Annotated in this window: 23 protein-coding genes; 14 read left to right on the top strand and 9 right to left on the bottom strand. The window is 68.1% G+C overall.

Annotated features, from left to right (window positions below):
* Nucleotides 1-52: 52 nt before the first annotated feature.
* Complete coding sequence (locus ACTJKQ_RS08980; RefSeq protein WP_440596633.1) at nucleotides 53-724, top strand: histidine phosphatase family protein; 672 nt, start codon at nucleotides 53-55, stop codon at nucleotides 722-724.
* Nucleotides 725-812: 88 nt separating this feature from the next.
* Here ACTJKQ_RS08980 and ACTJKQ_RS08975 read toward each other — a convergent pair whose 3' ends face one another.
* The gene (locus ACTJKQ_RS08975; RefSeq protein ID WP_440596632.1) at nucleotides 813-1664 is read right to left on the bottom strand and encodes a creatininase family protein; all 852 of its coding nucleotides are present in this window, start codon (nucleotides 1662-1664) and stop codon (nucleotides 813-815) included.
* A gap of 64 nt (nucleotides 1665-1728) precedes the next feature.
* Between ACTJKQ_RS08975 and ACTJKQ_RS08970 the strand changes: the two genes are divergently transcribed.
* The 6 genes from ACTJKQ_RS08970 (at nucleotide 1729) to ACTJKQ_RS08945 (ending at nucleotide 11761) form a co-directional block, all read left to right on the top strand.
* The gene (locus ACTJKQ_RS08970; RefSeq protein ID WP_440596631.1) at nucleotides 1729-2481 is read left to right on the top strand and encodes an alanyl-tRNA editing protein; all 753 of its coding nucleotides are present in this window, start codon (nucleotides 1729-1731) and stop codon (nucleotides 2479-2481) included.
* A 292-nt stretch (nucleotides 2482-2773) separates the two neighbouring features.
* Nucleotides 2774-6610, top strand: a complete 3837-nt coding sequence (locus ACTJKQ_RS08965) for a DUF748 domain-containing protein (protein ID WP_440596630.1) — start codon at nucleotides 2774-2776, stop codon at nucleotides 6608-6610.
* Nucleotides 6611-6852: 242 nt separating this feature from the next.
* A complete protein-coding gene (locus ACTJKQ_RS08960; protein WP_440596629.1) occupies nucleotides 6853-9105 on the top strand; it encodes a protein-disulfide reductase DsbD family protein in 2253 nt (750 codons plus the stop codon).
* A gap of 46 nt (nucleotides 9106-9151) precedes the next feature.
* On the top strand, nucleotides 9152-9766 hold the full coding sequence (locus ACTJKQ_RS08955) for a thioredoxin family protein (protein WP_440596628.1): 615 nt from the start codon (nucleotides 9152-9154) through the stop codon (nucleotides 9764-9766).
* A gap of 52 nt (nucleotides 9767-9818) precedes the next feature.
* On the top strand, nucleotides 9819-10334 hold the full coding sequence (locus ACTJKQ_RS08950) for a CoA-binding protein (protein ID WP_288852812.1): 516 nt from the start codon (nucleotides 9819-9821) through the stop codon (nucleotides 10332-10334).
* Nucleotides 10335-10438: 104 nt separating this feature from the next.
* On the top strand, nucleotides 10439-11761 hold the full coding sequence (locus tag ACTJKQ_RS08945) for an O-acetylhomoserine aminocarboxypropyltransferase/cysteine synthase family protein (protein WP_440596627.1): 1323 nt from the start codon (nucleotides 10439-10441) through the stop codon (nucleotides 11759-11761).
* A gap of 12 nt (nucleotides 11762-11773) precedes the next feature.
* On the opposite strand, the gene ACTJKQ_RS08940 is transcribed toward ACTJKQ_RS08945, so the two are convergent.
* Nucleotides 11774-12583 carry an IclR family transcriptional regulator gene (locus tag ACTJKQ_RS08940; RefSeq protein ID WP_192422084.1) on the bottom strand — a complete coding sequence of 270 codons (810 nt, stop codon included), beginning with the start codon at nucleotides 12581-12583 and terminating at the stop codon, nucleotides 11774-11776.
* A gap of 142 nt (nucleotides 12584-12725) precedes the next feature.
* On the opposite strand from ACTJKQ_RS08940, the gene ACTJKQ_RS08935 reads away from it, so the two are divergent.
* From ACTJKQ_RS08935 to ACTJKQ_RS08920, 4 genes are all read left to right on the top strand, one after another.
* Entirely contained in the window at nucleotides 12726-13685 is a 960-nt protein-coding gene (locus ACTJKQ_RS08935) for an MBL fold metallo-hydrolase (protein WP_288852809.1), read from the top strand.
* Between the two features lie 28 nt (nucleotides 13686-13713).
* A complete protein-coding gene (locus ACTJKQ_RS08930; protein ID WP_440596626.1) occupies nucleotides 13714-15366 on the top strand; it encodes an FAD-dependent oxidoreductase in 1653 nt (550 codons plus the stop codon).
* A 26-nt stretch (nucleotides 15367-15392) separates the two neighbouring features.
* Nucleotides 15393-15650 carry a DUF2783 domain-containing protein gene (locus tag ACTJKQ_RS08925; protein WP_440596625.1) on the top strand — a complete coding sequence of 86 codons (258 nt, stop codon included), beginning with the start codon at nucleotides 15393-15395 and terminating at the stop codon, nucleotides 15648-15650.
* 92 nt (nucleotides 15651-15742) lie between these two features.
* Nucleotides 15743-16711, top strand: a complete 969-nt coding sequence (locus ACTJKQ_RS08920; RefSeq protein WP_440596624.1) for a Bug family tripartite tricarboxylate transporter substrate binding protein — start codon at nucleotides 15743-15745, stop codon at nucleotides 16709-16711.
* A 43-nt stretch (nucleotides 16712-16754) separates the two neighbouring features.
* Here ACTJKQ_RS08920 and ACTJKQ_RS08915 read toward each other — a convergent pair whose 3' ends face one another.
* From ACTJKQ_RS08915 to ACTJKQ_RS08905, 3 genes are read right to left on the bottom strand one after another with little or no spacing between them, the layout of a single operon-like run.
* The gene (locus ACTJKQ_RS08915) at nucleotides 16755-17306 is read right to left on the bottom strand and encodes a DUF2062 domain-containing protein (protein ID WP_015015949.1); all 552 of its coding nucleotides are present in this window, start codon (nucleotides 17304-17306) and stop codon (nucleotides 16755-16757) included.
* Nucleotides 17303-17461 carry a hypothetical protein gene (locus ACTJKQ_RS08910; RefSeq protein WP_200938976.1) on the bottom strand — a complete coding sequence of 53 codons (159 nt, stop codon included), beginning with the start codon at nucleotides 17459-17461 and terminating at the stop codon, nucleotides 17303-17305. The genes ACTJKQ_RS08915 and ACTJKQ_RS08910 overlap by 4 nt, the downstream gene beginning before the upstream one ends.
* A 27-nt stretch (nucleotides 17462-17488) precedes the next feature.
* The gene (locus ACTJKQ_RS08905; RefSeq protein WP_056065578.1) at nucleotides 17489-18472 is read right to left on the bottom strand and encodes a TerC family protein; all 984 of its coding nucleotides are present in this window, start codon (nucleotides 18470-18472) and stop codon (nucleotides 17489-17491) included.
* Nucleotides 18473-18632: 160 nt separating this feature from the next.
* Between ACTJKQ_RS08905 and ACTJKQ_RS08900 the strand changes: the two genes are divergently transcribed.
* A complete protein-coding gene (locus ACTJKQ_RS08900; RefSeq protein ID WP_440596623.1) occupies nucleotides 18633-19535 on the top strand; it encodes a LysR family transcriptional regulator in 903 nt (300 codons plus the stop codon).
* Between the two features lie 77 nt (nucleotides 19536-19612).
* Here ACTJKQ_RS08900 and ACTJKQ_RS08895 read toward each other — a convergent pair whose 3' ends face one another.
* The 4 genes from ACTJKQ_RS08895 to ACTJKQ_RS08880 all read right to left on the bottom strand — a co-directional run bounded on the left by ACTJKQ_RS08895 (nucleotide 19613) and on the right by ACTJKQ_RS08880 (nucleotide 24013).
* The gene (locus tag ACTJKQ_RS08895) at nucleotides 19613-20341 is read right to left on the bottom strand and encodes an alpha/beta fold hydrolase (RefSeq protein WP_440596622.1); all 729 of its coding nucleotides are present in this window, start codon (nucleotides 20339-20341) and stop codon (nucleotides 19613-19615) included.
* A gap of 182 nt (nucleotides 20342-20523) precedes the next feature.
* Nucleotides 20524-21492: a helix-turn-helix domain-containing protein gene (locus ACTJKQ_RS08890; RefSeq protein ID WP_440596621.1), complete on the bottom strand. Its 969-nt coding sequence runs from the start codon at nucleotides 21490-21492 to the stop codon at nucleotides 20524-20526.
* Nucleotides 21493-21576: 84 nt separating this feature from the next.
* Nucleotides 21577-22911, bottom strand: coding sequence for a sulfatase family protein (locus ACTJKQ_RS08885; protein ID WP_440596620.1), 1335 nt, complete (start codon nucleotides 22909-22911; stop codon nucleotides 21577-21579).
* A 145-nt stretch (nucleotides 22912-23056) separates the two neighbouring features.
* On the bottom strand, nucleotides 23057-24013 hold the full coding sequence (locus ACTJKQ_RS08880) for a tripartite tricarboxylate transporter substrate-binding protein (protein WP_440596619.1): 957 nt from the start codon (nucleotides 24011-24013) through the stop codon (nucleotides 23057-23059).
* A 118-nt stretch (nucleotides 24014-24131) separates the two neighbouring features.
* Here ACTJKQ_RS08880 and ACTJKQ_RS08875 point away from each other — a divergent pair, with 118 nt between their 5' ends.
* Both ACTJKQ_RS08875 and ACTJKQ_RS08870 read left to right on the top strand, forming a co-directional pair.
* Nucleotides 24132-24677, top strand: coding sequence for a MarR family winged helix-turn-helix transcriptional regulator (locus ACTJKQ_RS08875; RefSeq protein WP_440596618.1), 546 nt, complete (start codon nucleotides 24132-24134; stop codon nucleotides 24675-24677).
* Between the two features lie 136 nt (nucleotides 24678-24813).
* Entirely contained in the window at nucleotides 24814-26397 is a 1584-nt protein-coding gene (locus ACTJKQ_RS08870; RefSeq protein ID WP_099729143.1) for an MFS transporter, read from the top strand.
* The last annotated feature ends 41 nt before the right edge of the window (nucleotides 26398-26438 follow it).

Genomic DNA, 26438 nt, shown 5'->3' with positions numbered 1-26438 from the left:
CGGTCGCTTTTGCGACAAACGCCTGCGGCGGGTTCTGATCACAATCCGCCGCATGGGAACCCTCTACCTCGTGCGCCACGGCCAGGCCTCGTTTGGCGCGGAAGATTACGACCAGCTCAGCGCTCTGGGCCGCCAGCAGGCAGTGCGCCTGGGCGAATACTGGCGCGCACGCGGCTTGGGGTTTGATGCCGTCATCACCGGCACGCTGCGCCGCCACACGCAAACGCTGGAAGGCATTGCCGAGGGCCTGCAGACCACCCCCGAGGTGCTGCAGTTGCCGGGCCTCAATGAATACGACAGCCATGCGCTGATCGCCGCCATCCACCCCCAGCCCCTGGGCCCGGCCGACACGCCAGAGCGATACCGCGCGCACTTTCGCATCCTGTGCGACGCGCTGGCGCAGTGGATGGCAGGCGTCATCAGCCCCCAGGGCATGCCCAGCTGGAACGAGTTTTCGGCCGGTGTGCGCAGCGCGCTGGACCATGTGCGCCACCACCATGCGGGCCAGAACGTGCTGCTGGTGAGCAGCGGCGGCCCCATCTCGACCGCCGTGGGCGAGGTGCTGGGCACGGCGCCCGAGGTGACCATTGCGCTGAACATGCGCATCCGCAACAGCGCGGTGACGGAGTTCTCCATCTCGCCCAAGCGGTTGATGTTGCAGACCTTCAACACGCTGCCGCACCTGAACGAGCTGGAGCACGCGCAGTGGGTGACGCACGCCTGAGCACCGATATTTCGGATTTCTGAGTCTTTCAGGCCGCTTGCGCTAGTAGATCATGCGTCGGAAGCTATTAAAAATATAGCAAGCCGGTTCAGCGCAAGTGGGGACCATCCGCCAGGGTAGACAGCGGCAGCGCCTGCAGTTCCTGCAGCAGCGCCACCAGTTGTTGCGCTGCTGCGTCCACCACCGCTTGTCCCTTGTCGGCCGTGGCTGCGGCCGCGTTACCCACGGCACCCGCCGGGTGGTAGTCCTGCATCTGCCAGCCCAGCTTGGCGCTTTTGCCGTTGCCCAGGATGGCGTAGCGCTCCGACCGGTCCTGCGAGGTGGAGCGGAAGTTTTGCGCGTGCGCCATCTGCACGGTGGCGGGCGCGAGGTGCAGCATCATCGATGTCTCAATCTCGCCCGCATGGATGCCAAAGCGGTGCTCCTCGGCACTGAACTGGCCCGCCACCGCATCGGGCAGCGGCAGGCTGAACCAGCTGGCGCTGTAGACGATGAGGTCGCAGCGCGTGCGCAGCTCGCGCGCCACGATGTCCATCACGCTCACCTGTCCGCCGTGACCGTTGAACAGCAGCAGCTTTTGGATGCCCGCGCGGGCCACGCACTCGCCGATCTCGGTCCACAGCGCAATCACCGTGGCGGGCGACAGCGTGAGCGTGCCGGGAAAGCGGATGTGCTCCGGGCTCAGACCCACGTTCTGTGGCGGCAGGAACAGCACGGGCAACTCGGCGGGCAGGTGCGGCAGCGCGGCATCGATCACGCCCTGCAGCAGCGTCGCATCGACCGACAGGGGCAGGTGCGGCCCATGCTGCTCGACAGCCGCCACAGGCAGCACGGCCACCACCTGTTCAGCCCGCCCGCTGGCCTTTAGCGCCGCGAAATCACGGGTGGACAAGTCGGCCCAGAAGCGGGAGGGCAAGGGGGTCAAGGCAGCAGAAGTCATGCGTGCATGGTAGCGGCGCCGCCGGCCTCTGGGAAACGGCCAGTGGCGCGGCTAACATGCCACCATGACCCAAGACCTCTTCCGCCAAGACGCCTACCTGCGCGAATGCAGCGCCCACATCACCGCTATCACCGATGCCGGCATCGTGCTGGACCAGACCGTGTTCTACCCCCTGGGCGGCGGCCAGGCCGGTGACAGCGGCGTGGTGGTGCTGGCAGACGGCACGCAGATCACCATTGCCGACACCCGCAAGGGCAAGGACGCCGACGGCAATCCCACCAGCGACATCGTTCACATCCCCGCCCCCGGGCAGGAAGACCGCGTGGCGCAGCTCACGCCCGGCACCACCGTCACGGCCCGCATCGACTGGGAGCGCCGCCACCGCATGATGCGGCTGCACACCACCAGCCACCTGCTGTGCCATGTGGTGCCGCAGCTGGTCAACGGCTGCTCCATCACACCCGACTACGCGCGGCTGGACTTTGCGATGACCGACCCGCTGGACAAGGAGCAGCTGACTGCCGCCATCGCCACCCTGGTGGCTGCCGCGCACCCACTCACCGTGGCCTCGATCAGCGATGAAGAACTGGACGCGAACCCCGCGCTGGTCAAAAGCATGAGCGTGCAGCCCCCCCGCGGCACCGGGCGCATCCGCACCATCCGCATCGGCGGCGAAGCCGACGCGCCACTGATCGACCTGCAGCCCTGTGGCGGCACGCATGTGGCCAACACGTCGGAGATCGGCGTCATCGTGGTGACCAAGATTGAAAAGAAAAGCGCCACCACCCGCAGGGTGGTGCTGGGCTTCGCCCAGTGAGCGAAGCGAAGAGCGCTTTTCTTTGGGGTGCACTCACTTGTGCGCAGCGCAAGTGAGCGCGCACCAAAAGACACGGTCCTGAGCCACCACCCGCCGGGTGGTGCTGGGCTTTGCCCAGGGAGCGAGGCGCAGAGCGCAGCACCCCACTGTCAACAATCTTGAACCACCCACCCCCACCTGTTGCAATGGCTTACCTCGGCTGACGCACTGCAGGGACAATAGCGGCTCGCGCGCGACCCCTCTGGTTTTTCGCCAGCCCCCGGGGCCGCAGCGCCCACCCTAGCCTGCCGCCATGCCGATCTCCCTGCGCTCCGTCTCTTTTGCCTCTTTGCGCCAGCACCGCTGGTTCCGCCCCGCCGTCCGCGCGCTGGCGGGTTTGATCGCCCTGTGGCTGGTCACCTGGCTCGCCATTCCGCCACTGGTCAAGGGCCCGCTGGAGCGCATCGCGTCCGAGCAACTGGGGCGCACCGTGACGGTGGGCGGCATCGACTTTGAGCCCTGGAGCCTGGAATTCGCCCTGCGTGACGTGACCGTGGCGGGCGCCAACGGTGCGCCCCCACAGCTGACCATTGGCCGCATCTATGCCGATGGCGAGCTGCAATCCCTGCTGCGCCTGGCGCCGGTGGTGGACGCCTTCACCATCGAAAACCCGGTCCTGCGCATCACCCACCTGGGCGACGGCCGCTACGACGTGGACGACATCATTGCCAAGGTCACCGCGCCCAAGAGCGAGCCCGAGCCAGACACCGGCCCCGCGCGCTTGGCGCTGTACAACCTGGCGCTCACCGGCGGCAGCATCGACTTCATCGACAACACCGTCAGCGAGACCCACGAGGTGCGTGCGCTGGCGCTGAAAGTGCCGTTCATCAGCACCCTGCCCTCGCAGCGCGAGGTGAAGGTGGAGCCCCACCTGGCGTTCACACTGGACGGCAGCCGGTTTGACTCCTCCGCCGAGGGCACGCCGTTTGCACAGACCGGCAAAGCCGACGCGCAGATCCGGCTGGATGGCCTGAACCTCGCACCCTACCTGGGCTACCTGCCGGCCAACCTGCCCGTCAAGGTGTTGGGAGCCACGCTGGATGCGGATGTGAAGGTGGCCTTTGAACAGCACCCGCGCATGGCCGTGAAGCTGACCGGCACCGTGCAGGCCAGCGGTGTGCGCATGGCCGACCGCCAGGGCGCCGACCTGCTGAGCTACGAGCGCCTGAAGATCGACATGGCCGATGTGCGCCCGCTGGACCAGGTGGTGCGCCTGCAGCATGTGGAGCTGACGGCGCCCGTGGTGACCGCCACCCGCGACGCCAGCGGTCAGATCAACCTGGCGCAACTGGCAACGCCCACCCCGCCAGCGCAGCCTTCCACGCCCGCCAAGGGCAAGCCCGCCACACCTGCGGCATCCGCCTCAGTTGACACTGCCGCTTCGCCACCGGCCAGCGCAGCATCCGCCCCAGCGTCCCCCGCCTCCACAGGCAAAGCCAAGGCCAAGACAGCCGCCCCCGCCTGGGCGGTGGAAGTCGCCACCGCCGCCGTGCGTGGGGGCACCCTGCGCTGGGCCGACGCCACCACACGCCCCGCTGCCGCCCTGCAGGCCACCGACATCACGCTGGATGCGGCCGACGTCGCCCTGCCCTTTGCCAAGGACAACGCCAAGCCCTTCAGCTTCAAAGGCGGGCTCAACCTGCAAGGCAGCACGCTCAGCTTCAACGGCGAAGCCACCGACCAGAAGGCCCAGGTCAACGCCACCCTGAACGCCCTGCCCCTGCAATTGGCCGCGCCCTACCTGGCCCAGACGCTGGAGCCCATGGTGACCGGCCAGCTCAGCGGCGATGTGGCTGTGGCCTGGCAAGCGCCCGCGCCACAGGCCGCACAGGCGGGCGCCACCGGCGTCACCCTCAAGGCAGGCCCCCTGGCGCTGGAGCAACTGGCCGTCAAGCAGGGCAAGACCACCTTGGCCAGCCTGGGCAAGCTCGACATTGCGGGCGCCGAGGTGCCCCTGGATGCGCGCACTGCCACGCTGGAGCGCCTGGCCATCAGCCAGCCGCAACTGGCGGTGGAACGGGGCGCCGACGGGCGCTGGATGTTCGAGCGCTGGCTGAAGGCAGCGCCCGGCAGCACCACGGCCCCGGCGGCAACGGCTGACGCAGCACCCGCCAGCACCAGCACACCCTGGAAGCTGCGCGTGGCCGACTTCTCGCTGCAGGGCGGCACCGTCTCGCTGGCCGACAACGCCCAGCCGCGCCCCGTGGCGCTGGACGTGACGGCCCTGGGCATCACCGCCCGCAACCTGGCCAGCGACGGCAGCAAGCCCGAAGCCTTCACGCTCACCGCCCGCGCCGCCGCACCGGGCAAGGGCAGCAAGGCCGCGCCGGGCAAGCTCGACTACCAGGGCACGCTGGCCCTGCAGCCGCTGACCACCCAGGGCAAGCTCGACGCCACCCGCCTGCCGCTGCACGCACTGGACGGCTACCTGGCCAGCCAGCTGTCGGTAGAGCTGCTGCGCGCCGACGTGGGCTACCGGGGCCAGGTGGCCCTGGCGCAGACCGACAAAGGAGTCAGCCTGCGTCTGAGCGGTGATGCCGTGGTGGAAGACCTGCAGGCCAACAGCACCGCCGCCTTCACCCCCAAGACCGAGGCCCAGGTGGGTGAGGAACTGCTGGCCTGGAAAAGCCTGAACCTGCGCGGCCTGGCCGTGGCCACCGCCCCCGGCACCGCGCCGCGCGTGGAGGTCAAGGAAACCAGCCTGGTGGACTTTTTTGCCCGGGTCACCATCAACGAGGCCGGCCGCATCAACCTGAGCGACATTGCCAAGACCCCGGCCGAGGCACGGGCGGCCAATGCGGCCAGCGCCGCAGCCAGCACGGCCGCCCCCACGGCATCAGCCCCCGCATCAGCCGCATCGGCAACTCCCACCGCTCCTGCTCCTGCGGCGGTGGCCCAGGCCGACCCACTGGCCCCTGTGGTGGTCTTTGGCCCCGTGAGCCTGGTCAACGGCAAGGTGCTGTTTTCGGACTTTTTCATCAAGCCCAACTACTCGGCCGACCTGTCGGAGCTGACCGGCAAGCTCAGCGCGTTCTCGTCCGAAGCCTCGGGTGGCGAGCCCCTGCTGGCCGACCTGGAGCTGCGCGGCCGCGCCGAGGGCTCGGCATCGCTCGAAGTCACCGGCAAGCTCAACCCGCTGGCCAAACCGCTGGCCCTCGACATCGTAGGTAAGGTGCGCGACCTGGAGCTTCCCCCGCTCACGCCCTATTCCGTCAAATACGCGGGCCACGGCATCGAGCGCGGCAAGCTCAGCGTGGACGTGAACTACAAGGTGCTGCCCAACGGCCAGCTCACCGCCAGCAACCGGCTGGTGCTCAACCAGCTGACCTTTGGCGAGCCCGTGGAAGGCGCCCCCAACAGCCTGCCCGTGAAGCTGGCCGTGGCCCTGCTGGCCGACCGCCAGGGCGTGATCGACCTGGACCTACCCATCAGCGGCTCGCTCAACGACCCGCAGTTCCGCATCGGCCCCGTGATCTTCAAGATCATCGTCAACCTCATCGGCAAGGCGCTGACCTCGCCCTTCAGCCTGCTGGCCAGCGCCTTCGGCGGTGGCGACGAGATGAGCCACGTGCCCTTTGCCCCTGGCAGCGCCACCCTCACACCCGAGGCGCAGCAGAACCTGGACAAGGTGGCCAAGGCCCTGGCCGACCGCCCCGCGCTCAAGATCACTGTGACCGGCACGGCCAGCCTGCAGGACGAGCGCGAAGGCCTGCGGCGCGAGAGCCTGCAACAACGGGTGCTGGCCGAAAAACGCCGCGCCAATCCGGGCGATACCGCCCCCGTATCGGCCGCCGAATACCCCGCCCTGCTCAAGGAGGTGTACCGCCGCGCCGACATCCCCAAGCCGCGCAACCTGGTCGGCCTGACCAAGGAGCTCACGGTGCCCGAGATGGAAGCCCTGCTGCTGGCCAACCAGCCCGCCACCGAGGCCATGGCCGCCGAACTGGCCACGCAGCGCGGCCAGGCGATCCGCGCGTACCTGGTGTCGCAAAAGCTGCCGGTGGAGCGACTGTTTGTCGCGGCATCAAAAGCGGGCAAACAGGCAGAAAAGTGGACACCGCGTGCGGAATTGAGCCTGGCGACACAGTGAGCAACACTCCCTGAGTCTCCTACTGCGCCTTCCCCCTCTCTCGCTACGCGGTAGGGGGACGCCCCCTGCGCAAAAGGCTGGATACGCCGCTTTCGCGGCGGGGCGGCCCTTGCGCGGGGGCCCTGGTACTGGCCGCGCCCGTTTCCACGGACATGGACGGCTCCAAGCACAATGGTGGATCGAGAATCGAAACGGCGGCTGCGCCGGAACCAATCCCGCCCCGCCCGCTCCCACACTGCACCATGCCTTCACGCCTGTTCCACCGCCTTGCAGCCACTCTCTTTTTTATAGCTGCCAGCGCTTTATGGACTAGCGCTAGCGCCCAATTGGGCACCAAAACCAGCGGACAGGGCACCAGCGTGGTCACCACGCCCTATGTGCGTGCCGAGCTGCTGGCCCATGCGCCCCAGGGCGTGGCGCCCGGCCAGCCGCTTTGGCTGGGCCTTTCGATCACCCACCAGCCCGAGTGGCACACCTACTGGAAGAACCCTGGCGACTCCGGCCTGCCCACCGACCTGGCCTGGACGCTGCCCGCCGGTCTGGACGCGGGCGAGATTGCCTGGCCCCTGCCCAAGAAGATCCCCATCGGCACGCTGGCCAACTATGGCTATGAAGGCACGGTGCTGCTGCCCGTGCCCGTCACCGTGGCCAGCACCTATGCCCCCAGCCCGCTGGCCAAGGACGCGACCATCAAGCTGCGCGCCTCGTGGCTGGTGTGCCGCAAGGAGTGCATTCCCGAAGAAGGTGAATTCACGCTGCAGCTGCCCATCCAGAGCACCACGGCACTGAGCAGTGCTGCCTTTGAGGCGGCCGCCAAGGCCCATCCCCGCGCCGTGGTGGCAGGCACCAACGGCATCGTGCCCGACAGCCAGGCGCAGATTGCGGACGGCAACCTGCTGAACGTCAGCGTGCAGGGCCTGCCCGTGGCGCTGCGTGGCAAGACACTGGACCTGTTCCCCGAAACCGCCGAGGTCATCGACAACGCGGCGAGCTGGAAGCAGAGCTGGAACGGCAGCGTCTGGACCGCGCAGATCCCCCTGTCGGCCCAGCGCAGCGCCAGCCCCAGCCTGATGCCCGTGGTGCTGGCCGAGCAGGCGGCCCCGGGCCACGGCACCGGCCCCGACACCCGCACCGGCTACCGCGCCGAACTGAAGGTGCTGGGCACCTGGCCGCAGGGCGCATCGGTGGCCAGCGTGTCGCCCGCGCTGGAGGCCGCGCTCAAAGCCAATGCGGCGCAGGCAGGCGGCGCAGCAACGCCCGCCGCAGCCTCCGGCGCCTCGTCCCTCACCCTGACGGCCGCGCTGCTGGGCGCCTTGCTCGGGGGCCTCATCCTCAACCTCATGCCCTGCGTGTTCCCGGTGCTGGCGATCAAGGTGGTGGGCTTTACCCAGCACGCGCAAGACCGGCGTGCGCACCGCGTCAGCGGCATCGCCTACACAGCGGGCGTGGTGCTGTCGTTCATCGCCCTGGGCGCGCTCATGCTGGGCCTGCGCGCGGCGGGCGAGGCGGTGGGCTGGGGCTTTCAGCTGCAGTCGCCCGCCGTGGTGGCATCTCTGGCGGCGCTGTTCACCCTGATCGCGCTGAACCTGGCGGGCGTGTTCGAGTTCGGGCATTTCCTGCCGTCCTCGGTGGCCAGCCTGCAGGCGCGCCACCCGGTGGCCGACAGTTTTCTCACCGGCGTGCTGGCCGTGGCCGTGGCCTCGCCGTGCACGGCGCCATTCATGGGCGCATCCCTGGGCCTGACCGCCACGCTGCCTGCGCCTCAGGCGCTGGCCGTGTTTGCAGCACTGGGCCTGGGGCTGGCGCTGCCGTACCTGGCGGCCAGCTTTGTGCCCGCCGTGGCGCGCGCCCTGCCCCGCCCCGGCGCTTGGATGGACACCTTCCGCAAGCTCATGGCCTTCCCCATGCTGGCCACCGTGGTCTGGCTGGTGTGGGTGCTGGGCCAGCAAAGCGGCATCGACGGCGCGGGTGCGCTGCTGATCCTGCTGGTGGGCCTGTCGCTGGTGGTGTGGGCCCTGTCGCTGGCCGGGCGGGCGCGGGTGTGGATGGCCACAGTGTCCATCGCGGCCATGGCCTTGCTGGTCTGGGCCTTTGCGCCGCACGTCACCAACATGCCTGCCGCGCAGGCGGCCACGTCGTCCCCGCAGGTCTCCACCACCGGCTGGCAGCCCTGGGCACCCGGCGCGGCCGAGCAGATCGTGGCCGGTGGCCGCCCCGTGTTTGTGGACTTCACCGCCGCCTGGTGCGTGACCTGCCAATACAACAAGAAGACCACGTTGGCGGATGCCAACGTGGTCGCAGACCTGCAAACCAAGAACGTGGCCCTGCTGCGCGCCGACTGGACGCGCCGCGACCCTGCCATCACCGCCGCCCTGGCGTCGCTGGGCCGCAGCGGCGTGCCGGTGTACGTGTTCTACCGCCCCGGCAAGCCGCCGGTGGTGCTGACCGAGGTGCTCAGCGTGGACGAGGTGCGCGCCACCATCGCCCAGCTGTAGCCCTCCCCGCTTTCGACAACCCGCCAACCCTTCAGGAGACCCCGCCATGAAGCTGCTTCGCCGTACGTTGATTGCCACCGCCGCCCTGGTTACCCTGGGCGCCCAGGCCGCCGCCACCGTGGGCCAGCCCGCGCCCGACTTCATGCTCAAGGACACCAACGGAAAAACCGTTCGCCTGTCGGACTTCAAGGGCAAACACGTGGTGCTGGAGTGGACCAACCCCGGTTGCCCCTTTGTGCGCAAACACTACGACAGCGGCAACATTCCCGCCACACAGAAGGACGCCACCGGCCAAGGCGTGGTGTGGCTGTCCATCAACTCCACCGAAAAAGCCAGCAGCGACTACCTGGAACCCGCCAAGCTGATGGCCTGGAAGCAGGAGCGCAAGGCCGCCCCCACCGCCGTGCTCATGGACGAGGAGGGCACTGTGGGCAAGAGCTACGGTGCCCGCACCACGCCGCACCTGTACATCGTCAACCCGCAGGGCATGCTGGTCTACGCGGGCGGCATCGACAGCATCCCCTCGGCCCGCCCTGCCGACATCGAAAAGGCCACCAACTATGTGAAGGTGGGGCTGGCGGAGGCGCTGGCGGGCAAGCCGATCTCGGCGGCGACGACGGCGCCGTACGGGTGCAGCATCAAGTACAAGTCGCCGGCCTGACCGGCTGCGGTGACGCTGGTCCACGGTCCCGGGGCATGCGTACACTGTTTGCATGCTCCACACCCCTGACACCATCAGCACCCTGCGCCACCTGCTCACCGCCTGCCGCACCATTGCGGTGGTGGGCCTTTCGCCGCAGTGGCACCGCCCCAGCTACTTTGCCGCCAAGTACATGCAGGCGCATGGCTACCGCATCGTTCCGGTCAACCCGCTGGTGGCGCGTGAGGGCGCGCAGATTCTGGGCGAGGCGGCCTACACCAGCGTGACCGAGGCGGCCGCAGCGCTGGCAGCGCAAGGCCAGAAGATCGACATGGTGGACTGCTTTCGCAAGAGTGAGGACATCCCGCCACTGGCCGACGAAGCCGTCGCCATCGGCGCACAGTGCCTGTGGCTGCAGCTGGGCGTGTTCAACGAGGCCGCCGGCCTGCGCGCCGAGGCGGCGGGCCTGCAAGTCATTCAAAACCGCTGCGTGAAGATCGAACACGCGCGTCTGTTTGGCGGCCTGGGCTGGATGGGCGTGAACACGCGCGTGATCAGCGCCAAGCGCTTGCGGCAGCTGCCTTACTAGCAAATTGATAGCCTCCAGCGCATATTGCACTAGCGCTTGCGGCTAATTTCATTCAAATTCCTTCACCCAACCCCCTGCGCAGCACTGCAGGCTGCGCCACCGCCATGACCGAGCCCACATCCAACGGTGCCGACCGACACTTCGGCTTTGGCACCCGCGCCATTCACGCCGGGGCACAGCCCGACCCGGTGACCGGCGCGCGCGCCACGCCCATCCACCAGACGACCAGCTTTGTGTTCGACAACGCCGAGCACGCGAGCAGCCTGTTCAACCTGCAGACCTTTGGCAATGTCTACAGCCGCATCAGCAACCCCACGGTGGCGGTGTTCGAGGAGCGCATCGCCAGCCTCGAAAACGGCCGCGCGGCCCTGGCCTGCGCCAGCGGCATGGCCGCGCAGATGGCGGCGCTGCTGGCCATCCTCAAAACCGGGGACCACATCGTGGCAGCCAGCACGCTCTACGGCGGCACCGTGGGGCAGCTGGGCGTGGGCTTTTCGCGTCTGGGCATCGAGACCACGTTTGTGGACCCGGCCGACCCCGAGAACTTTGCGCGCGCCATGCGCCCCAACACCCGCGCCGTGTATGGCGAGACCATTGGCAACCCGCTGGTCAACGTGCTCGACATCGCGGCCGTGGCCGCAGTGGCGCATGCGCACGGCGTGCCCCTGGTCATCGACAACACGGTGGCCAGTCCCTACCTGTGCAACCCCTTGCAGCTGGGCGCCGACATCGTGGTGCACAGCGCCACCAAGTACATCGGCGGCCACGGCACGACCATGGGTGGTGTTGTGGTGGAAGGCGGCAAGTTCCCATGGGACAACGGCAAATTCCCCGAGATGGTCGAGCCCAGCCGCGCCTACCACGGCGTGAAGTTCTACGAGACCTTTGGCGACTTCGGCTACACGATGAAGGCGCGCATGGAGGTCAACCGCACCTTTGGCGGCGTGCTCTCGCCCATGAACGCGTGGCAGCTGCTGCAGGGCGCCGAAACGCTGCACCTGCGCATGCGCGAGCACTGCCGCAATGCGCTGGCCGTGGCGAAGTTTCTGCAGAGCCATCCGCAGGTGGCGTGGGTCAACTACCCGGGCCTGGCGGATTCGCCGTACTACGACCTGGCGCAAAAGCAGTTCCGCGCGGTGGATGGCGCGCCGGGCGCCTCGGGCATCCTCACGTTTGGCGTGAAGGGCGGCGCGGCGGCGGGCGAGAAGTTTATCGACGCATGTGAATTCTTAAGCCACCTCGCCAACATCGGCGACGCGAAGACGCTGGTGATCCACCCTGCATCGACCACGCACCGCCAGCTGAACGAAGAAGAACTGGCCCGCGCGGGTGTGAGCGCGGATATGGTGCGGCTGTCGGTGGGGATTGAAGACCTGGACGACATCCTGTGGGACGTGGACCAGGCGCTGGGGCGCGCAGCGGGCTGATCGCCCTGCGGACTACACGGGGCTGACCGGCGCGCCCAACCGCTGCGACAAACTCCGGGCCGCCTCGCGCAGATGCTGCGCCGCCGGGCTGGCGGGCCCGGTCTGCAGCGTGGCGCTGGGACCGATCACGGCGATGCACAGCACCAGCTGCCCGAAGCCATCAAACACCGGCGTGGCCAGCGCGCTGATGCCGGGCAGGAGCTGGTCGGTCACCTCGCTGATCTGGTGCTGGCGCACAGCCTCCAGTTCGGCCGCAAAGGCGGTCTCGTCCAAAGCGCCCGCAAACCCTTCGGCCGCCAGCGCAGCCGCTGCCCGCTCTCGCGGGCCGAAGGCCGCAAACACCTTGCCCGTGGCCGTGTGCCGCACCGAGGCCGTGGTGCCGTGGCGCATGGCCACATACACGGCGGTGGGGCCCTCTTCCACACGAATGATGGTGGGGCCGTTGTCGCCCCAGACCGAGGCCGACACGGTGTAGCCGATGCGCTGGGCCAGCGCGGGCAGCTCGGCAATGGCCAGGCGCACCGGGTCCACCTGCTGCAGGCTGATCAGGCCCAGCTGCATGGCCAAGGGGCCCAGGCCGTAGTGGCCGCTCACGGCGTCCTGCTCGATCAGGCCCAGCTTGCCAAAGCTCACCAGGTAGGGGTGGGCCTTGGCGGCCGTCATGTCCGCCGCGCGGGCCAGGTCCTTGAGCGCCATGCGCCGGCCGGTGCGCGCCAGCACCTTCAGCAGCTGGCCGCCCACCTCCACGCTCTGGATGCCGCGCGGGCTGCGGGGCGTGTCTTCGTCGTCGGCGGGGGGCAGGTCGGGGGTCGTCATGGGCATGGGGCGATTGTCCACGCAGCACAGCATCCACACGCCCTTCGGGTTTACACCTAAACAAATGCGTTAGACATGAACGAATTTCTTGCCTAACATCAACGCATTCCGTTTAGATAAACGCATTCACTATTAACAAATCACCACCATGAGCACCGTCAAAACCTTTGCCTCCGCCGCCGACCTCGAAGTGAAGAAGGTGAGCTTCGACAAGCTCTCCGACCACGCCTATGCCTACACGGCCGAGGGCGACCCCAACACCGGCATCATCATTGGCGACGACGCAGTGATGGTCATCGACACCCAGGCCACGCCCGTGATGGCGCAGGACGTGATCCGCCGCATCCGCGAGGTGACGGACAAGCCCATCAAGTACGTCCTGCTCTCCCACTACCACGCGGTGCGCGTGCTGGGCGCAAGCGCCTACGGCGCCGAGCACATCATTGCCAGCGAGGACACGCGCGACCTGATCGTGGAGCGCGGCCAGTTCGACAAGGACAGCGAGATCGGCCGCTTTCCGCGCCTGTTCCAGAACGTGGAGAGCGTGCCGGACGGCCTGACCTGGCCGACCATGACCTTCAACAAGAAGATGACCCTGTGGCTGGGCAAGCTGGAGGTGCAGATCCTGCAACTGGGCCGGGGCCACACCAAGGGCGACACGGTGGCCTGGCTGCCGCAGGAAAAGATCCTGTTCAGCGGCGACCTGGTGGAGTTCGACGCCACGCCGTATGCGGGCGACGCGTATTTCCAGGACTGGCCGCAGACCCTGGACAACATCGCGGCGCTGAAGCCCGAGAAGCTGGTGCCCGGCCGTGGCGCCGCGCTGCAGACGCCCGAGCAGGTGCAGGCGGGCCTGGCGGGCACACGCGCCTTCATCAGCGACCTGTACGAGAGCGTGAAGGCCAGTGCGGCCAAGGGCGAGGACCTGCGCAAGGTCTACGAGGCCACGTTTGCCCAACTGCAGCCCAAGTACGGGCACTGGGTCATCTTCAACCACTGCATGCCGTTTGACGTGACCCGTGCGTACGACGAGGCCACGCAATACCCCGACCCACGCATCTGGACCGCCGAGCGTGATGTCCAGATGTGGAAAGCCCTGGAAGGCTGATCCGCCGAGGCTGGAGGAGACAAAAGATATGAACCCCAGAGACATTCCCACCGAAGCCTTCCACGCCAGTGGCGCCGAAGTGCAGGCCATCGACTTCGGCTACGTGCGCTCGCCCGACCAAGACCGCGCCACGCCCGCACAGCACCCCATCGTGGTCATCGGCGCGGGCCCTGTGGGCCTGTCGCTCGCCATCGACCTGGCCCAGCGCGGGCAGCGTGTGGTGGTGCTGGACAACGACCACAAGCTCTCCATCGGCTCGCGCGCCATCTGCTTTGCCAAGCGCACGCTGGAGATCTGGGACCGCCTGGGCGTGGGCCAGCGCATGGTGGACAAGGGCGTGTCGTGGAACCTGGGCAAGGTGTTCCTCAAAGACGAGCAGCTGTATGAATTCAATCTGCTGCCAGAAGAAGGCCACGAGCGCCCCGCCTTCATCAACCTGCAGCAGTACTACGCCGAGGCCTACCTGGTGGAGCGCGCGCTGCAGCTGCCGGGCATCGACATCCGCTGGCACAACAAGGTCACTGCGGTGCAAAGCCGCGCGGACGGCGCGCTGCTGAGCATCGACACGCCCGAGGGCGCCTACCAGATGGATGCGCAATGGCTGGTGGCCTGCGACGGCGCACGCTCGCCCACGCGGCAGATGCTGGGACTGGAGAGCAAGGGGCGCATCTTTCAGGACCGCTTCCTGATCGCAGACGTGAAGTTGGCGGATGAGGCGAACTTCCCGACCGAGCGCTGGTTCTGGTTCGACCCACCCTTTCATCCCAACCAGAGCGTGCTGCTGCACCGCCAGCCCGACAACGTCTGGCGCATCGACTTCCAGCTGGGCTGGGACGCCGACCCCGAAGAAGAAAAGAAGCCCGAGAACATCATCCCGCGCGTGAAGGCGCTGCTGGGTGCGGATGCGCAGTTTGAGCTGGACTGGGCCAGCGTCTACACCTTTGCCTGCCTGCGCATGGACCAGTTCGTGCACGGCCGCGTCGTCTTCGCGGGCGACAGCGCCCACGGCGTTTCGCCCTTTGGCGCACGGGGCGCCAACAGCGGCGTGCAGGACGCGGAGAACCTGGCCTGGAAGCTCGATTGGTTGCTCCAGGGCCGCGCCAGCCCCGCACTGGTGGGCACCTATGGCCCCGAGCGTGAATACGCGGCGGACGAGAACCTGTGCAACTCCACCCGCGCCACCGACTTCATCACGCCCAAGAGCGAGGTGAGCCGCCTGTTCCGCGACGCGGCACTGCACCTGGCGCGCGAACATGCGTTTGCAAGGCGCATCGTCAACAGCGGGCGCCTGTCGGTGCCCGCCACGCTGCACCAGTCGCCCCTGAACACGCCGGATACCGATCACTTCGCAGGCACCCAGGTGCCCGGTGCCGTGCTGCTGGACGCACCGTTGACGAAACAGGGCCAGCCCACCTGGCTGCTGCGCGAGCTGGGGCCGGACTTCACGCTGCTGGTGTTTGGCCCGGCCCCGGCATGGGCCCATGACCTGCCCGGTGTGAAGGTGCTGCAGATCGGCATCGACGTGATCGACCACCAGGCGCTGGCCGCCCAGCGGCTGGATGCGCTGCCGCGCACCGTGTACCTCGTGCGGCCCGACCAGCATGTGTGCGCACGCTGGCGCACGCCCACCGAAGCGGCTGTGCGCAGCGCACTGGCCCGTGCCACGGCCGCAGCCGTCTGACCAGGAAGACGATAAGGAACATGCCCATGCTGAACACCCAACCGAACCTGCAGGCCTGCGACGATTTCTATGAAGCGCTGATTGCCGCGCACCAGGGCCTGCCCACGCCCGAGAGCCACGCCTTGAACGCACGCCTGGTGCTGCTGCTGGCCAATCACATCGGCGACCAGGCCACGCTGCAGCACGCGCTGCAACTGGCGCGCGGCAGTGCCGTGCCCACGGCCGACCGGCGCACCACCCCGGCCATCACGCCCGTGGTGCCCACCCACGCGGTGGCGGCCTAGCCCGCACCTTTTCACCTGGCACTTCAGCACCGCGCAGACGGTGCGGGGTCCGACCCGCCTTGAACTTTGACCACTACGGAGACAACACCACCATGCAGCGCAAACATTTCCTCGCAACCCTTGCGGGCCTGGCACTGGCCACCACACTGCCCCTGGCCCACGCCCAGGATTCCAAGCCACTCGAATGGGTGGTGGGCTATGCGGCGGGCGGCGGCTCGGACATCGTGGCGCGCACCATTGCCGAATCCATGTCGGCCACGCTGGGCCGCCCCATCATCATCAACAACAAGCCCGGCGCGGGCACCAACATCGCCGCAGAGTACGCAGCGCGCAACAAGGACTACGGCAACCTGATGTTCTCGGCCGACTTCGCCACGCTGGCGGCCAACCCGTTCCTGTTCAGCAAGCTGGCCTACAACGCCGAAAAGGACTTCCAGCCCGTGGGCCTGCTGGTGCGCTTCCCGATGTTCCTGGTAGTGTCCAACAGCGTGCCGGCCAAGAACCTCAAGGAGTTCATGGCCTGGGCCAAGGGCCAGGCCGATGGCGTGAACTGGGCGTCGGCGGGGCCGGGCAGCCCGCACCACTTGGTGGGCGAGCTGTTCCGCGAGCAGAGCGGTCTCAAGCTCACGCATGTGCCCTATCGCGGCGCAGCCCCGGCCATCCAGGACGTGATCGGAGGCCAGGTGCCTGCGATGTGGATCGACAGCGCCACGGTATACCCGTTCCTCGCGGGCAACAAGGTGCGCGCCATTGGTGTGGCCAGCCCGCAGCGGGTGACCACCATGCCCGATGTGCCCACGATTTCCGAGCAGGGCCTGCAGGGGTTTGAAGGTTTTGCGTGGCAAGGCCTGGTCGTACCCACCGGCGCGCCGGCCGATGTGGTGGCGAACTTCAGCAAGGCACTGCAGACCGCCCTGGCCGACACGCGCACCAAGGCGCGCCTGCAGGCACTGGGTGTGGAGCCCATGCCCGGCACCGCCGCCCAGATGGGCAGCTTTGCGCGCGCCGAGCGGGAGAAGTGGGGGCGCGTCATCACCAAGGTGGGCGTAAAACTCGACTGACCCCCCAAGCGGGGGAGCCCACGTTGTGGGCCGAATACGGGGCTCAGCGGCTGCGCGCCAGCCTCCGCTTGCGGTGCAAGGCGGGTGCGAGCCACAGCAGCTGCACCGTCACATAGCCCAGCACCGCCAGCAGCAGGCCCAGCGTGGGCAGGCCGATCAGCAGTGGCGTGCCCAGCGCCTGCATCCAGGTGCCCAGGGCCTGCACCGTGAACTCACCCCCAGGCGCCACGCTGCTCCAGGCGGGCAGCGTCTGCGCGCCGGGCATCACCAGCGCCCCGAGGTAGAAGGCCATCACATACAGCGGCACCGTGGTGAGCGGGTTGGTATAGAAGGTGGCCACGCCTCCGGCCACCACGTTGCCGCGCAGCCAGGCGCACACCAGCAGCGTGCCCGGGATCTGCAGCGGCCCGGGGATCAGGCCGCAGAACATGCCAGCCGCCACCCCGCGCGCCAGCGGCTGGCGCTGAAAGCGGAACAGCGCGCGCTGCTCCAGCCAGGGCTGGAACTGCGCGAGCCAGCTGCGGTCCAGCAGCTGCCGGGCCCGGGGTTCCAGGGCCCGCAGCCAGCGGCGCAGGCGACACAGCGGCTGCATCATGCGACGAAGGCGACTGCGGTGCCGGCGCCCCACAAGGCGGTGAGGCCCACCAGCAGGTTCACGTCGCGCGGCTCGTTCTCAGCGCGGTAGGCCATCGCAGTGGCTCCCACCAGGCCCAACAACATGCACAGCATCACCGATTCGATCAGATCCATGACTCAAGTCTCCGGGTTTGGCAGCGATCAGGCCTTGGGGGGCAGTGCGGGTGGGGCACCCTTGGCGGCCTCGCCCGAATTGCGCAGCGACAGGAAGATAGACCCGGCGATCAGCGTGGCCGTGACCAGCAACGCATAGCCAATCGGAATCTTCACAAAGTCGATGAGCAACATCTTGCCGCCGATGAAGACCAGGACCAGCGCGAGGCCGTAGGCCAGCAGGTGGAAACGGTCGGCCAGGTCTGCCAGCAGGAAGTACAGCGCACGCAGACCCAGGATGGCAAAGATGTTGGCCGTGAGCACGATGAACGGGTCGCTCGTGATCGCGAAGATGGCCGGGATGCTGTCCACCGCAAAGATGATGTCGGTCGTGCCGATCAGGATCAGCACCACGAACAGCGGGGTGTAGTGCTTGACGCCGTTGATCAGGGTCGAGAGCTTTTCGCCGTCGAACTGGTCGGTGATGCGGATGCGCTTTTTAAGGAACCTGAGCACCGGGTTGGTGGCGATGTCAGGCTCCTGCCCGGCGGCAAACCACATCTTCACGCCCGTGACGACCAGGAACGCACCGAACACATACAACAGCCAGTGGAAGGTGGCCAGCAGCCAGGCGCCTGCCAGGATGAGCAGCGTGCGCAGCACGATGGCGCCGATGATGCCGATGATGAGCGCGCGCTTTTGGTATTGCGGCGGCACGGCAAAGTAACTGAACAGCATCAGGAAGACGAAGATGTTGTCCACCGACAGGCTCTTCTCCACCAGGTAGCCGGTGATGAACTGCATGGACACCGTGTTGGCGATCTCGCGGCCCTGGCTGCTGTCCAGGTACCACCACAGGATGGCCACGAACACAAAGGCGAGCGAGAACCACAACAGGCTCCAGCGCGCGGCCTCGCCCATGGTGACCTTGTGCGCGCCCTGGCGCTCCATGACCAGCAGGTCCACGCCTATGGCGATGACCACGAAGACGGCAAATCCCGCCCACATCCACCACGTTCCGATTGTTTCCATCGAGTTTCTCCAAAGATGCCCTCACACGCCCAGGCACGCCGGACGCCCAAGCCCCGGACTGTAGGGGCTGGGGTACTTCTTTAAAACCTGTGATCACAGTAGTATTGGTTCGGTTTTTACGAACCAAACACTTTTTTAACGGCCCCACCGCAAAGAGATCATGAGCCAGAGCTTCAACTACCGCCATCTTTTCTACTTCTGGGTGGTGGCCAAGGAGGGCGGCATCGCCCGCGCCGCAGAGCGGCTGGACATGGCCGTGCAGACCATCAGCGCCCAGGTGCGCGAGCTGGAAAAATCGCTGGGCGTGAGCCTGCTGCGCACCGAGGGCCGCAACCTGGTACTGACCGACGCGGGCGTGGCCGCGCTGCACGAGGCCGACCACATTTTTGCGCTGGGCGAATTGCTGCCGGTGCGCGTGCGCGAGGCCGCCAGCGGCCAGACGCTGCGGCTGAACCTGGGCATCTCCGACGGAATCGCCAAGCTGGCCGTGCACCGGCTGCTGACGCCCGTGCTGGACGAGCCGCACCTGCGCCTGCTGTGCCATGAGGGCGAGTTCCAGCCCCTATTGGGCGAGCTGGCGCTGCACAAGCTCGACGCGGTGCTGGCCGACCGCGCCGCGCCGCCCAACCCGGCCCTGCGCACCACCAGCCAGCTGCTGGGCACGAGCGCCATTGCCTGGTATGCGCCCCCGCTGTGGGCCGAGGCGGCGGCCAACAACTTCCCGCACAGCCTGGCTGCGGTGCCCGTGCTGCTGCCCACCGACCACGCCGCGATGCGCGCACGCATCGACCACTGGCTGGAGCGCGAGCGCATCCGCCCGCGCATTGCCGGGGAGTTTGAAGACAGCGCCCTCTTGAGCACCTTTGCCGCCACCGGCATGGGCGTGATGCCCGCGCCGGTCTCGCTGGGCGAGCACCTGGCCCAGACCCACGGGCTGGTGCAGGTGGGTACCGCACCCGACGTGCAGGAGCAGTTCCACCTGATCTACAGCGCCCGCAAGGTGATGCACCCGCTGCTCACGCGGCTGCTGGAGGCAGGCCAGGGCGGAATGCTATTGAATTAATAGCTACCAGCACATACCGATCTAGCGCTTGGGGCCTAAAAGACGCAAAAAGCTGGCGCAATGCCCTCGCAGGCCCGTCAGTCGCGCCCTGCCCGCTCGATGTGCAGCGCCGCCGACGCCGGGTCGGAAAAGCACAGTTCGTGGCTGCCCGGGCACTCCACCAGGCGGAACAAACCCAGCCGCTCCGACAGGCGCGGGTGCCAGGGCAGGCTGTGGGGCAGCGCGGTGTCCTGCTGCGCGTTGAGGTAGCTCTTGCCCACCTCCAGCGCGGCCATCGGCACGGGCAGCTGCGCCGGTTCGGTGAAGGTGCGATAGGGGTGGGGATTGAGCAGCGCATAGGTGCTTTGCGCCAGGGCCTCGTCGGCATCGTTGATGAAGGCCTCGCGCCAGATGGGGTACGGCAGCATCACGGCATTGCCGTTGCTGGCTGCCACCTGGTCGAACAGCGCGCGGTAGTGGGGTGGCACCAGGTCGTTCAGGCACTCGCCCGGCTGCGGCACGAAGGCGTTCCAGTACACCAGGCGGCGGATGCGCCCGGGCAGGCGCGCGGGCACGTGGCTGATGACCATGCCGCCATAGCTGTGGCCCACCAGCCGCACGTCGGTCAGGCCCTGGCTGTCGATGAAGGCCGCCAGCGAATCCACCGCATCGGCCAGGCCCGTGGCCGCGCGGTTGTCGCCGGGGTTGTTGCCCGCGAGCGTGGGGCAGTGCACGGTGTGGCCGCGCGCCCGCAGGTGCGTGGCGGTGGCTTCCATCTCGGCACCGGTGTGCCATGCGCCATGGACCAGGACATAGGTATCCGGCATGTGTGTCTCCTTGGGGTTGTGTTGCAGGACCGGGCAATCCGCCCTGCCGCTACCTTAGAAACACCCGGTGGCACGGAATGGCCTGCGCGTGCCAGCCGGCTGTGCTGGATGTGCCAAAAGCTTCACCGCCGTGTAGCGCGGCAGGACGAAGCCCCAACGACACGGAGGATGGGGAGACGGAATCAGCCGCCGCGCCGCCACTGCGCGGGCGATACCCCCATGGCCCGCTGGAAGGCGCGTGCGAAATGCGAAGCGTCGGCAAAGCCGCAGCGCCGCCCGATCTCGCCCACGGCCACATGGGCCAGCTGGGGGCGGCGCAGCAGCTCGCCCGCCCGCGCCAGGCGCAGTTGGCGCAACGCGCCCGCAAAGGTGTGGCCCTGTGCCGCAAACGCCCGGTGCAGGGTGCGCAGCGACACACCCGCCTCCTGCGCCAGCGCCGGGGCCGAGAGGCCCGGCTGGTCAATGCGCGCACGCAGCAGCGCACACAGATGGGCGTGCAGGCTGCGCGCCGCCGTGGGGGCCGGTGAAAGAGGCGGCTCCAGCGCAGCGCACAACAACGCGCCCAGGTGGTCGGACAGCAATGCTGGGGGAAGGGCCTGCGCCGAGGCCGGGTCACGTGCCAGCTGCACGGCCAGCGCGCCCAGGCTCTGGCCCCAGCCCCGGTCGCGCCAGGCCACGCGCGGCCCGGGCGCCTCGGCCTGCTGCAGCCACTGCCCCACCCAGGCGCGCGGCAGCTGCAGCGACACGCAGTGCACACCTTCGGGAAAGTGCAGTTCGTAAGGCCGTGCCGAATCCAGCAGCACCACATCGCCCGGGCGCAGATGGGCCACATGGCCATCCTGGCGCACATGCCACGCGGTCTCGGCCTGGCCGATCAGGTAGAAAGGCAGCTGGCGGCTGCGCGCAATGCCGGCGGGTGTGCGAAACACATCCTGGGTGGAGGCCCGCACGCGGTTGATGGACAGCGTCTCCACCGGCAGGCTTTGCAGTTCCCCGCCAAACAGCGGCGCCTCGCGGGAGCTGCAGTCCATCTCCAGAAACGCCTCGCAGATCGCGCCCACCCAGTAGTCCAGGCGCGCGGGCGGCGCCACCACGTCGGTGGTCCACTGGCGCAGAGCAGCGGGGGACGAAGGCGCGGGAGCGGCGGGCATGGCGCCCAATCTACCGGCAAGCGGGCCGGGCAGGCAACAGGGCAAGCACGCCCAACCACTCCCCTGACGGCTTGCCCGCCAGGCTCAGCGCTGCGGCATGTCCTTCACCGAGTACCCCAGGCTCACCGTGGCATCGTCAGGAATGGCGGGCATGGACACATTCCACGCCTCCCACGCGGCGCGCATGGTCTGCAGGCGTTCTGGCTCCACGGGCGCGCGGTTGGCGCGCTCACGTTCATCGTCGGCCAGATTGAACAGGTAGTCGTTGCCATCCACCCGCAGGTACTTCCACACGCCCTGGCGCATGGCGCGCTGGCCCCGGTGGTTCATGCGCCAGAACAGCGAGGGCTCGTCGATCACGTTGGCATCGCGCAGCAGCGGCATCAGCGTGCGGCCGTCCAGCGGGTAGGCCACATGCGCGCAGGCCTCTGCGGCGTCGAGCATGGTGGCCGACCAGTCCATGGTCATACAGGTCTGCGCGCTCACGCCGCCGGGGGCTATCACCGCAGGCCAGTGGGCAATCCAGGGCACGCGGATGCCGCCTTCGGTCAGGTCCATCTTGCCGCCGACCAGCGGCCAGTTGTCCGAGAAGCGCTCGCCACCGTTGTCGCTGGTGAACACCACCAGCGTGTCGCGCGCCAGGCCCTTGGCCTCCAGCAGCGCCATGATGCGGCCGATGCCCTCGTCCATGTGGTGGATCATGCGGCGGTAGGTCTCGATGTTGCCGCCGTGCAGATGAAACAGGTTGCCCTTGACCTCCTGCGCCAGCGCCTCGTCATCACGCGTCTCCCACGGCCAGTGGGGCGCGGTGTAGTGTAGGCTCAAGAAGAACGGCGTGCCCGCCTGCGCGCCCGGCGCCATGCGCTGCACGTAGTCGAGCGCGTGGTCGGTGATGAGGTCGGTGAGGTAGCCATCCTGCTGCTTTTCCTCGTCGCCCAGGTACAGGTCGTGCGTGCCGTTGGAGCTGCAGTGGGTGAAGTAGTCCACCCCGCCCGACATGGGACCGAAGAACTCTTCGTAGCCCGAGCGCAGCGGCCCGAACGCGGGCGGGTAGCCCAGGTGCCATTTGCCCATCAGCGCCGTGCGGTAGCCCGCTGCGCGCAGCAGCGAGGGCAGTGTGGGGTGCTCGGGCGGCAGGCCCAGCGTGGTGCTGCCCCGGCTCTTGCTGTTGATGGGTTCCTCGGCAGCGCCGCGCAGGCGGTACTGGTAGCGCGCCGTCATCAGCGCAAAGCGCGTGGGCGAGCACACGGGGGAATTGGAGTAGCCCTGCGTGAGCTTGAGGCCATTGGCCGCCAGCTGGTCAAGCACCGGCGACACGGGGCCGAACGCCGCGTCGCGCCCACCGTAGCAGCCCAGGTCTGCATAGCCGAGGTCGTCGGCGACGATGAAGATGATGTTGGGGCGGGGTGGTAGGGTCATCTCGAAATCCAGTTTCACTCAACATGGCGCGCAGTCTTCGCGACAGGCGCGGCCGAGGCGGGGGCGGCAAGCAAGGGCCGCCCCGCAGCGAGGCCGCCGTCCCCCTCCGGGGGAAGCGGCGCAGCCGCTCAGGGGGGCTTCCTTGCTATGGTTTGAAGCCCGAGCGCTGCACGACCGGCGCCCATTGCGCGCGGTAGGCCTTGAGCATGGCCTCGGTTTGCGCCATGGTCGCCACCACGGGCTCCATCTTGGCGGTCTCGAACTTGCGCTGCGTGTCCGGGTCTTTCATCACCTCCACGATCAAACCGGACAAACGTTCGGCCTGGGCCTTGGGCATGCTCATCGGGGCAAAGAAGGTGTTCCAGCCAGTGGCGGCCAGGTCCATGCCGCTTTCCTTGAAGGTGGGAATCTTTGCATCGAGCGGGCTGCGCTTGGCGCTCGACACGGCCAGGATGCGGATCTTGCCGGCCTCGTGCTGGGGCAGCAGGCTGTCAAACGTGTCGAACGCCACGGGCACCTGGCCGCCCAGCAGGTCGTTGAGCAGCGGCGCCGAGCCCCGGTAGCCCACCACCTCGGCGCGCACCTTGGCGGCGTCGCCCACCATCAGGCCAAAAAAGTGCGGCAGGCTGCCCGTGGCAGGCACGCCGAAGTTGGCCTTGTCGGGGTTGGCGCGCAGCCACGCCATGAGGTGCGGCAGTTCCTTGACCGGCACGGCACTGCCCACGGCCACGCCAAATTCATAGCTGTTGACATGGCTCACAGGGCGGAAGTCGCGCTCCGGGTCGTAGCCCGCATCGGGGAACACCAGGGGTGCCACCAGCATCACGGCGGGGTTGGCCAGCAGCAGCGTGGGCTGGTTAGCGGGCGCGGCTTTGACAGCCTGGGCCGACAGGCGGCCGCCCGCGCCGGTCTTGTTCTCCACGATGACGGGCGTACCGAGCTTGCTGCCCAGCTTGTCGGCCACGATGCGGGCCACGCGGTCGGTCGCGCCGCCGGGGGCATAGCCCACCACGATGCGCAGCGGGGTGTCCTGGGCATGCGCCAGGGTGGCGCACAGGGCCAGCACGGCGGTCAGGGCAGAGGTGGCAAGGGGTTTCCACATGATCGGTTTCTCCAGCGTGGGCAGACGGGCCCGGCAGCAGGGCTGCCCGGGTTGATGGGCGCAATGTATTGGGCACACAATCAATTGATCTAATCAATCATTGCCCGTAAATACTTTGATGCCTGCCCCGGCCCCGAACCCACCCGCCGCACCCGGCCACCGGCTGGCCCACCCGCAGGCCGCCAACGACCTGCTGATGTACCGCCTCAACCGCCTGATCGCGGTGGCGGGCAGTCTGGTGGTGCGGCTGTGCGAAGGCGGCTACGGCATCACCCGCCGCGAGTGGGGGCTGATGATGATGCTGGCGCAGCACCCCGGCATGCCCCCGGCCGAGCTGGCCCAACGCCTCGGGTTGGACCGGGCGCGCACCTCGCGCGCCATCACCTCGCTGCTAGCCAAGAAGCTCATCACCCGCGACGCCATGCCCGGCGACCGGCGCCAGGCCCGGCTGTCGCTCACAGCGGCGGGCCAGACCGTGCACGACGAGATGTTTCCGCAGGTCAAGGCGCTCAACCAGGAGCTGCTGGCGGGCCTCAGTGCCGAGGCGGTGGCTGGGCTGGACCAGACCCTGGCCGACATGCAGCAGCGTGCCGAGACGCTGGTCGCCACCCGCACCGACGTGCCGCGCACCTATCGGCTGCGGGGCGGGCGGCATGTGGATTGAGGGGGTTTGCAGAATGGAGTTGCCCCAAAACGGGGAACCGGCGATATCCTCAAACCCGCCCTGAGCCACCCGCCCACGGCGCACCCGCGCTCCCCACGTCCCACAACGGCCCACGCACACCCAACGCCCACCCTCCATGTCCCAGCACTCGACCTCTTTGTGGAGCCCCTTGCGCCAACCCGCGTTCAGGGGCCTGTGGATTTGCGGCGGCATCTTTTTTGTGGGCAGCGGCATGCAGAGCATGGCGGCGGCCTGGCTCATGGTGGAACTCACGGGTTCGTCATTCCTGGCTGCTCTGGTGCAGACGGCGGTGTTCATGCCCATGTTTTTGCTGGCCCTCCCTGCCGGCGTGCTGGCAGACACGACCGACCGGCGCCGGTTGATATCGGGCGCACTGCTGGCGCAGGCCGGGGCGTGCGCCTTGCTCACGCTGCTGACGCTGGGGGGCTGGAGTGGCCCGGCGTCGGTGCTGTTTCTGGTGTTCATCTGCGGGTGCTGCACGGCAGTGCTCACACCCGCGTGGAACTCGTCGGTCATCGACCCCGTGCCGCGCGACGAATGGCCCCAGGCCATCACCGCCGTGAGCATTGCCTACAACGCCGCGCGCGCTGTGGGGCCCACGATGGCGGGCCTGGTGTTTGCGCAGCTGGGCGCGGGCTGGGTCTTTGCCGTCACGGTGACCACCACGCTGGTGATGTGGGAGTCCATCCGCCGCTGGCCGCCCAAGGCGCACCCGCCCTCCAAGCTGCCCGCCGAACGCCTGTGGGGCGGCACTCTGAGCGGCCTGCGCTTTGCCTGGCACTCGCGCATGATCCTCGCGCAACTGGTGCGCGTGATGGCCTTCAGCGCAGCGGGCTCGGCCCTGTGGGCGCTGCTGCCGGTGATTGCGCAGCGCCAGCTCGGCACGGGTGCACAGGGTTTTGGTCTGCTCATGGGCTGCTTGGGCACGGGCGCCGTGGCGGTCGGCCTGGTGCTGGGGCGGCTGCGCGCGCGTTTTGGGCTGGAGGCCATCGTCGGCGCCGGTGGTGTGGTGTTTGCGGTGGCCATGCTGGTGGCGGCGCTGACGCACATCGCCTGGGTGGTGTACATCGCCATGCTGTTCGCGGGCGCTGCCTGGATGTCGGCCATGTCTACCTTCAACACCGCCACCCAGGCCAGCGCCCCGCAGTGGGTGCGCTCGCGCGCCGTGGCCATGCACATGGTGGCGGCGCTGGGCGCGTTTGCGATGGGCTCGGCCTTCTGGGGCGCGTCCTCGGACCTGATCGGACTCATGCCCACCCTGTGTGTGGCCGCAGCGCTGATGGGCGCGGGCCTGCTGCTGGCCCGCCCCATGCCGCTGCGCATGGGCGCGCTGCACGAGGTGACCCAGGCCACGCCCTGGGACGAACTTTTCATCGAGGCCGAGCCCCTGCCCGAAGCGGGGCCCGTGGCCGTGGAAGTGGGCTACCGCATCGCCCCCGGCACCGATGCTGCCTTCCTCGACACCATCAGCCGCATGAAGGCCCCGCGCCGCCGCGACGGCGCCACCTTCTGGCGCATCTACAAAGACCTGGGCGAGCCATCGCGCTATGTGGAGCGCTTCATCGTCGAGTCCTGGGCCGACTACTTGCACCAGCGCGCCCGCGCCACCATGGCCGACCAAGCCCTGGAGACCGAAGTGCGTGCGTTTTTGGCGCCGGGCGAAGTCGTGCGGATGTCGCACTACATTGCAGAGCGATAGATGCCCTTGAGCCGACCCGTCGTGGTTTCGGCTTGATGCGC

It is taken from the genome of Acidovorax sp. 22279 (assembly GCF_052045435.1).
GTDB classification, from domain to species: Bacteria; Pseudomonadota; Gammaproteobacteria; order Burkholderiales; family Burkholderiaceae_C; genus Acidovorax; species Acidovorax delafieldii.
This window is presented reverse-complemented; position numbering and strand designations above follow the sequence as displayed.

Coding starts and splice junctions, on each gene's coding strand:
- ACTJKQ_RS08970 (WP_440596631.1), top strand. CDS start 1,729: ATGACCCAAGACCTCTTCCGCCAAGACGCCTACCTGCGCGAATGCAGC.
- ACTJKQ_RS08975 (WP_440596632.1), bottom strand. CDS start 1,664: ATGACTTCTGCTGCCTTGACCCCCTTGCCCTCCCGCTTCTGGGCCGAC.
- ACTJKQ_RS08940 (WP_192422084.1), bottom strand. CDS start 12,583: ATGCCCATGACGACCCCCGACCTGCCCCCCGCCGACGACGAAGACACG.
- ACTJKQ_RS08880 (WP_440596619.1), bottom strand. CDS start 24,013: ATGTGGAAACCCCTTGCCACCTCTGCCCTGACCGCCGTGCTGGCCCTG.
- ACTJKQ_RS08895 (WP_440596622.1), bottom strand. CDS start 20,341: ATGCCGGATACCTATGTCCTGGTCCATGGCGCATGGCACACCGGTGCC.
- ACTJKQ_RS08915 (WP_015015949.1), bottom strand. CDS start 17,306: ATGATGCAGCCGCTGTGTCGCCTGCGCCGCTGGCTGCGGGCCCTGGAA.
- ACTJKQ_RS08930 (WP_440596626.1), top strand. CDS start 13,714: ATGAACCCCAGAGACATTCCCACCGAAGCCTTCCACGCCAGTGGCGCC.
- ACTJKQ_RS08935 (WP_288852809.1), top strand. CDS start 12,726: ATGAGCACCGTCAAAACCTTTGCCTCCGCCGCCGACCTCGAAGTGAAG.
- ACTJKQ_RS08905 (WP_056065578.1), bottom strand. CDS start 18,472: ATGGAAACAATCGGAACGTGGTGGATGTGGGCGGGATTTGCCGTCTTC.
- ACTJKQ_RS08900 (WP_440596623.1), top strand. CDS start 18,633: ATGAGCCAGAGCTTCAACTACCGCCATCTTTTCTACTTCTGGGTGGTG.
- ACTJKQ_RS08955 (WP_440596628.1), top strand. CDS start 9,152: ATGAAGCTGCTTCGCCGTACGTTGATTGCCACCGCCGCCCTGGTTACC.
- ACTJKQ_RS08960 (WP_440596629.1), top strand. CDS start 6,853: ATGCCTTCACGCCTGTTCCACCGCCTTGCAGCCACTCTCTTTTTTATA.
- ACTJKQ_RS08890 (WP_440596621.1), bottom strand. CDS start 21,492: ATGCCCGCCGCTCCCGCGCCTTCGTCCCCCGCTGCTCTGCGCCAGTGG.
- ACTJKQ_RS08910 (WP_200938976.1), bottom strand. CDS start 17,461: ATGGATCTGATCGAATCGGTGATGCTGTGCATGTTGTTGGGCCTGGTG.
- ACTJKQ_RS08945 (WP_440596627.1), top strand. CDS start 10,439: ATGACCGAGCCCACATCCAACGGTGCCGACCGACACTTCGGCTTTGGC.
- ACTJKQ_RS08965 (WP_440596630.1), top strand. CDS start 2,774: ATGCCGATCTCCCTGCGCTCCGTCTCTTTTGCCTCTTTGCGCCAGCAC.
- ACTJKQ_RS08870 (WP_099729143.1), top strand. CDS start 24,814: ATGTCCCAGCACTCGACCTCTTTGTGGAGCCCCTTGCGCCAACCCGCG.
- ACTJKQ_RS08875 (WP_440596618.1), top strand. CDS start 24,132: ATGCCTGCCCCGGCCCCGAACCCACCCGCCGCACCCGGCCACCGGCTG.
- ACTJKQ_RS08925 (WP_440596625.1), top strand. CDS start 15,393: ATGCTGAACACCCAACCGAACCTGCAGGCCTGCGACGATTTCTATGAA.
- ACTJKQ_RS08920 (WP_440596624.1), top strand. CDS start 15,743: ATGCAGCGCAAACATTTCCTCGCAACCCTTGCGGGCCTGGCACTGGCC.
- ACTJKQ_RS08950 (WP_288852812.1), top strand. CDS start 9,819: ATGCTCCACACCCCTGACACCATCAGCACCCTGCGCCACCTGCTCACC.
- ACTJKQ_RS08980 (WP_440596633.1), top strand. CDS start 53: ATGGGAACCCTCTACCTCGTGCGCCACGGCCAGGCCTCGTTTGGCGCG.
- ACTJKQ_RS08885 (WP_440596620.1), bottom strand. CDS start 22,911: ATGACCCTACCACCCCGCCCCAACATCATCTTCATCGTCGCCGACGAC.